Origin of the sequence: Oribacterium sp. Sow4_G1_1, assembly GCF_052116105.1 — a bacterium.
In the GTDB taxonomy this organism is placed as follows: domain Bacteria; phylum Bacillota; class Clostridia; order Lachnospirales; family Lachnospiraceae; genus Oribacterium.
This window is the reverse complement of record NZ_JBQKLS010000032.1, coordinates 1-6128: the sequence shown is the minus strand read 5'-3', so window position 1 is coordinate 6128 and position 6128 is coordinate 1. Positions and strand designations below refer to the sequence as shown.

The window sequence follows — 6128 nt, the reverse complement described above, 5'->3', positions numbered from 1 at the left end:
GCAAAGAGGGTACCCCGGACCTTCTTTCTTTTTAATCTCATGACAGTATACAGATCAATCTCGTGACACGCAAGCAGATCAGCCCGAAGTCAATCTAGGCAGTCAACAACACTGAACCGCCTCATCTCCTCGCTGGTCGCTGAACAGCTTCAAGAAAGCGATTGGAAAAGTCACCTCTACTAACAAGAGACTTGCGATCATCGCGACGCAATACTTTACCAGATCTGCAAATCTCTTTTTAACCAGAAGATAAAAGAAATAGAATGCAGATGTGAAGAATGCAATCAGGAAGAAGTAGTAGTGTGTCATAAAGCCTAAATAGGCCACCAGCACCAGCAGCAGGAAATCCTTTTTCTGCATCCTGTCATTCAGAAGCCACTTTACATGCAGATCCATGAGTGCAAGCACCCACACCGTCAACAGCACATACATGCGTAAGAACACAACGTTACTGATGGCACCCGCACTAAATCCATATGCAATGACCGGAACCAGGGCCAGCCACTCATTTTTAAAGATGCGCTTCGCCAATACGAATAGCAAAAGCATGGAAGCCGCAAAATATATCATATTCGGAACCAGTGCATACCACTTGCTGAAGGTATTCGGGAAAAATGACGAAATTGTGTGAAGCACCATATAGAATAGAGGCGGATGATAATCATATACCTGATTATATATCACCGATCCATACGCAAAGCGCTGGTCTGGAAGCACTCTCAGATAATCATGGAAGTAGTTTCCTGTCACCCAACCCTTCTGTAAAGCGCCATTCCAGCCCACATCCGGATGGTAATAACTGTTTGCCAAGCCGTAGGACCATAACTCATCTACAAAATATCCCTGCTTCGCATTTGCATAAAAGAACATGCATACTAGCTGTAAAACAAGAATCGCTGCAAATAAAATCTTCGTCGTATTGGTTTTCGTACTTTTCATCTCATCTTCCTTAACTTACCAGCGTCACTCGACTGTACTTTATAGATTATTCAATCAAAGTACCTTTGTTAATTATCGCTTAAAAACCACCAAATCAGCAGTTACCATAAATCTTAATAGCTCCCGCTACAGTTTCTGACCGTTATACTCCAGAATCCTCTTCATCAGGTGGTTCGTATCGGTCTCTACCAGCTTTCTCGCGAAGCAATACTCCACCTTCATGAGTTCATCGAAATCACAATCGCTGAAAATATACGGTTTCCCCCGATTCCAGTCGATGTACCGCTGATTCGCCGTAAACATATCCGGATCTGAATCATCATTTTGCTGACTGATCTTCAGCAGATAAATCCGATCCTTATATTCGCTATTATAAGCCAGCGTATGGATGAACAGCTCATCGCTGCACACCGAGTGATGAAAAATCCGGCAAATGTCCTCTTTATGCGCAAGTAAATACATCACAAAATCGTGTGGAAGAGAGCACCAGTTCGAACCGCCGACGATGTGCATATCCACATGCTTCAGGCGATCGATACCGATCATTTTCTGGATGCTCAGCGAAACCATGTTCAGCGCCTTCAGCGCCGCGCTTCGACCATGCTCGATATGATAATATTTCACCCGCTCTTCCGCTTTTTGGTTCCAGTCCTCACCGCAGAACGTCAAAAACAGCTTTCCAGAATGCTGATCAAAAAATTGATGAATCGCATCCTGGCTCTTTATGCACATGTCATTTCCAGACAGAAAATGATAAAATGCATACTCGTACTTCTGCGTCGCCGCTTCCAGCAGAATCATCTCCGCTTCCGGCTGAGAATACCCACCCCAGGTGACTTTTATTCTACGTGTAAAATGAAGCTCCGAATGAATCACCGACGCCTTCACCTTATCAAAGTCGAAGTCCCTCGCCTTCGCATCCACATGTATATAGATGTCATTACGCTCATCATCGATTGATTTCAGCAAATAACATAATGACGCATCACTTCTATGGCATATAATCAGATACGCATACTTTTCCATCGCCTGATCCCTTTTCCTGCACCATCGCCAATGCCTTCGTCCGGGCACATCATCACTCCGACGGTTCACATTTTATCCCAGACTTCATCCGTCAGCCTGTAGAGATGGAACTGGTCGATTCCATCGACATCTGTGTAGCTCTCCTCCAGAATGTCTCTGATGATCTCGCCCTCACCGTCTGTCAGGATCCACTTCGCCTCCTTCGTCGCGAAGGTATCATGAATCGCAGTCCTTGTCTCCGGGCTCATGCTTCCCTGCCAGTCCTGGATGACGAAATACTTGTAGCACGGCATCAGATCCTTCAGCAGATACACTTCCTTAAATTCGTTATTTCCGTAAACCACGAATCGATCCAGCTCGTCCTCTGGTATCTCATCCACGAGAAGTTCCCAGATCCTGGTCCTTCGAACACTGTAAACACGCCACATCGGCCCCACTCTCAACGCAAGTGTAACGTTAATCGACAGCACCGCCAGCAGCACCAGACCACAGAGTACCTTAACGAAAGACTGTAACGAGATGACCTTTCCTCTCCATCCACACAACTCGTTCAGCAACACCGGAATCTGGATGATGCATACCAGCGGATACTGCGGATAAGCATCTCCGTTCATAAATATGCACTGCTCCAGGATACCGGTCATGAGCCACAAAACTGCCAGTCGATATTCTCTTTTTAAAGCGCTGATGAATGCCGAGATGAATATACTGAGGGCAATGAAATAGTCCAGAAGGTAACGAAGTTTGTCCGTCGTACTCGCTGCCAGAAGCCATGATTTTCTGGCCTCCGCATACTCGAAATTATAGAGCAACGTACCATATATGCATTCGTACAGCGCACCCTTATACCAGAAATATGCCAGAAACGGCAGAACGAAGAGCAGAAAACCAGCCAGCCCGGCACCCATATTCTGAAACAGATTCCGGTACTGTTTCTTCGAGAGCAGCTGTATCACCACCAGGAGAAGACCTGCACAGAGCGGAATAAAATTCGTGACACGGGTCAGAAAGCATATTCCTAAGGTAAGTCCATAGAGAAAAGCCCATTTCGGGCTGTGTTTTACGTTATCCCTTTGCTTCCAGAAATTCAGGATTCCATAGAATGACCAGCAGATAAACGGTAAGCAGTACTCTTCCACCGTATTACCATCGCCGTAGTTTCTCTTCATCACAAGCAATGTAATCAGCACCACGACGACACCATATGCCCTGTTCTTATATACGAGCTGACTTATCTGATAAAACGCAAAAATCGTGAAGAAAAGAAACAGCATCTGCAAAACAGCGACGCCGTACTTTTCTCCACCAGCGATCAGATATCCGATCATGTTGATCCAGAAAATGAACGGACCCTTATGATCAAACATGTCAACATATGGAAGTTTGCCCAGATACCACGCCTTCCCCATCGTCAGAAACTGCGCAGAATCCCCTCCGAAGTAATATGGATAAAGCCATGAAGTCGAAAAGGAAAAGGCGCAGACATACCCAACAGATAAGAGTGCAAACAGAATCCACAGCACAATATTCTCTTTACTAAATACGTTTTTCATCTATATTTAAAACTGCTCCTTATATCGTACTGAGCTGCCAAAGCACATGGTGTAGGTGTATGCATATTACGAACCCTCCGTTACTCTTTAGAAGTAAGCGCTCAGTGTTAGCTGAGCGCGCTAACTTACTACCGTGAGATCTTTGGGTTTCCATCCTTGTCTTCGATAGTTGCCTTCGTGTCTATTGCGCAGAGTTTCTTCATCTTATCTGACCATGGCATCAGCTCTTCCATGCCCTCGGGCTCATGAACGTAGTCCGGCATGTAAAGGAGTACCGCCTGCAGATACTTGAAGACACTCAGGTTGTTAAGTTTTGCTGTCTGCGCCAGGCTGTAGATGATCGCGCTGGCTTCGGCACCGGCCGGTGTATCGTGGAAGTAGAAGTTTTTCCGTCCCACGGCATACGGTCTCGCACCACAGCTTTCGGTGAAGTTGTTTGAAATCGGAATTCTGCCGTCCAGGAAATAGTTCTCCATGTACGGTTTCTGATTCTGGGCATACGTCACCGTTTTCCCCAGCAGGCTGGTTTTGCTTGCTGAGATCTGATCCAGGGATTCCCAGATCTGATTCCAGATCTCGTGTTCCTTGGATGCTTCTCGTTTGATTTTGCGTTCCTCCGCGCTGAGATCGATGAAGCTTCGCTCGATTTCAAACAGCTTCGAGCAGAGATTTACGATCTTTGCGGCAGGTGACTTGGACTTACCACTCTTGCGGTCCTCTGACGGTATTGCGTCATAGAACTTACGCCGGAAATGTGCCAGGCAGCCACATCGGAGGACGCCCTTCGGCAGATGATTGTATCCCTGATACCCATCTGCCAGGAAGTACTTGCCGCTGAACGACTGATAGAAGTTCTGCGGTACCGATCCTGCCCGTGAAGGATTGTACTCATAGAGCATGATCGGAGGCAGGCCATCGAGATTCGCTGAACAGTGGATCCACATGTAGGATTTCTGCTGAGCCGTCCGACCATCTTCCTTGAGCACCTGGCATGGCGTCTCATCTGCGCAGGTGACTTCTCGCTCGAGGAGGTGCTTAACCAGCGCATCGTACAGAGGCTTCATGTACTTCTTGCCACAGTAGATGCACCAGTTCGCCAGCGTTGCACGCTGGATCGATACGCCCATCTGTTTCCATTCCTTTTCCTGCCGGTACAGAGGCATGGAGTTGATGTACTTCTGGTACATCACATACGCAACGGTCGTCGGCGATGCCGGACTGTGCGGAATCAGCGGAGATGGAACCGCGGCGCGGGCAAATCTTGCGTATCCGGTCTCTTCGTAGCATTTCTGACAGCGGACCGTCTCCTGATAGATGTTCACGAGGCGGATCTGAGCCGGAATGACCTCCAGTTCGGTACGGACTTTCTCCCAGCCGACACGCTCCATGGTGTTGCCGCATTGTGGGCAGATCTTCGCATCCTGATCAAGATGACACAGAAGGTCTCTCGATGGAAGCTTGTCATACAGCTCCTTATAAGACGCCTTCTTCTTTTTCTCACCTTCCTGCTTGCGGATGTAGCCCTTGACGATGGTCTCCACTGTAGGCTCTTCAGCGTTCGGATCCGCTGCCAGCTCCGCTTCGTTGAAAAGGTCCATCAGTGTCAGCTGCTCAGGGTTATCATAACCGACGTGTTTCTTTTCGGATCGTGAGGCAAAGATCATACGCTTGAACTCTTCAATGGTCTCCTTAGCCTCAGCAAGCTCCTGACGGAGCTGGGCTGTCTCGCGTTCCGTGGCGTTGTGCTCGTCGATGAGGTATTCGATTATTTCGTCTTTGCTTCGATTGCCGAAATCCGTAATGCTCATGGTGTGTACGTCCTTTCAAAACTGCTCTGATTATACCGCTGAAAGCACGTATTTCCTAGGCTGCGCGGGCCTTCCCGGAGGATAGCTTTATGTAATTTTTGAAAGTTTGTGCAACATCACCAAGGTTCAAAAGTCGTACTTTCCACGACTCTGCTGAATGGCGTTCGGCTGGTCGATGGAGAGGCCTTCGAGTAACCAGCGGAACTCCCGTTTCGTGAGGTTGCGAACTTCGGATGCGTGGCGTGGCCACTGAAACCGAAAGTGATCATTCGCTCCTTTCTCAAGGCGCTTGTACAGCAAACAGAACCCGTCCTTCTCGTAGTGGAGAGCCTTGATGCGATCGGCACGTCTTCCGCAGAAGAGGAAGACAGAGTTGCTGTACGGATCCAGCTCATAGGTGTCACGTACGATCGCCATCAGACCATCAATGCTCTTTCGCATGTCGGTATAGCCCGTAACCAGGTAGATATGGTTTGCGCTGGAGATGTCACCTAGCATCGGCTGTTCAGCATGCTCAGGATACTGGCAACCAGTGCAGTATCTGCCTGATTGGTCAGTTCCAGCGTGCCGCCTCCAAGTGTGATACGCATCGTCGCTTCAAATGAAGCAGTCGATGGTTCATCGACCACGTGTGAGACCGGATGCATCCGATCCTCTCTACTGATCGGGAGTTCTGATATATTTATCGGAATGAATAATCCGGGGTGAAATCCATCACCTGTCCGGCGTATGGAAATCGCTAATCCGCTTAATTGGAAATCGCGTTTCCGTTAAATAGGAAATCGATTTATCTATAAAAACC

6 protein-coding genes are annotated in these 6128 nt (G+C 47.9%); all 6 read right to left on the bottom strand.

Features of this window, described 5'->3' with window-relative positions; genetic code table 11:
- Positions 1–102 precede the first annotated feature (102 nt).
- The 6 genes from ACTQ52_RS12090 to ACTQ52_RS12065 all read right to left on the bottom strand — a co-directional run bounded on the left by ACTQ52_RS12090 (position 103) and on the right by ACTQ52_RS12065 (position 5973).
- Positions 103–939, bottom strand: coding sequence for a hypothetical protein (locus ACTQ52_RS12090; RefSeq protein WP_441982756.1), 837 nt, complete (start codon positions 937–939; stop codon positions 103–105).
- A gap of 126 nt (positions 940–1065) precedes the next feature.
- Complete coding sequence (locus tag ACTQ52_RS12085; RefSeq protein WP_441982755.1) at positions 1066–1965, bottom strand: beta-1,6-N-acetylglucosaminyltransferase; 900 nt, start codon at positions 1963–1965, stop codon at positions 1066–1068.
- Between the two features lie 65 nt (positions 1966–2030).
- Positions 2031–3518: an ArnT family glycosyltransferase gene (locus tag ACTQ52_RS12080; protein ID WP_441982754.1), complete on the bottom strand. Its 1488-nt coding sequence runs from the start codon at positions 3516–3518 to the stop codon at positions 2031–2033.
- 128 nt (positions 3519–3646) lie between these two features.
- Complete coding sequence (gene tnpC, locus ACTQ52_RS12075) at positions 3647–5326, bottom strand: IS66 family transposase (protein WP_441982753.1); 1680 nt, start codon at positions 5324–5326, stop codon at positions 3647–3649.
- Between the two features lie 126 nt (positions 5327–5452).
- Positions 5453–5824: an IS66 family insertion sequence element accessory protein TnpB gene (tnpB, locus tag ACTQ52_RS12070; protein WP_410044064.1), complete on the bottom strand. Its 372-nt coding sequence runs from the start codon at positions 5822–5824 to the stop codon at positions 5453–5455.
- Entirely contained in the window at positions 5818–5973 is a 156-nt protein-coding gene (locus ACTQ52_RS12065; protein ID WP_441982752.1) for a hypothetical protein, read from the bottom strand. The genes tnpB and ACTQ52_RS12065 overlap by 7 nt, the downstream gene beginning before the upstream one ends.
- Between the last annotated feature and the right edge of the window lie 155 nt (positions 5974–6128).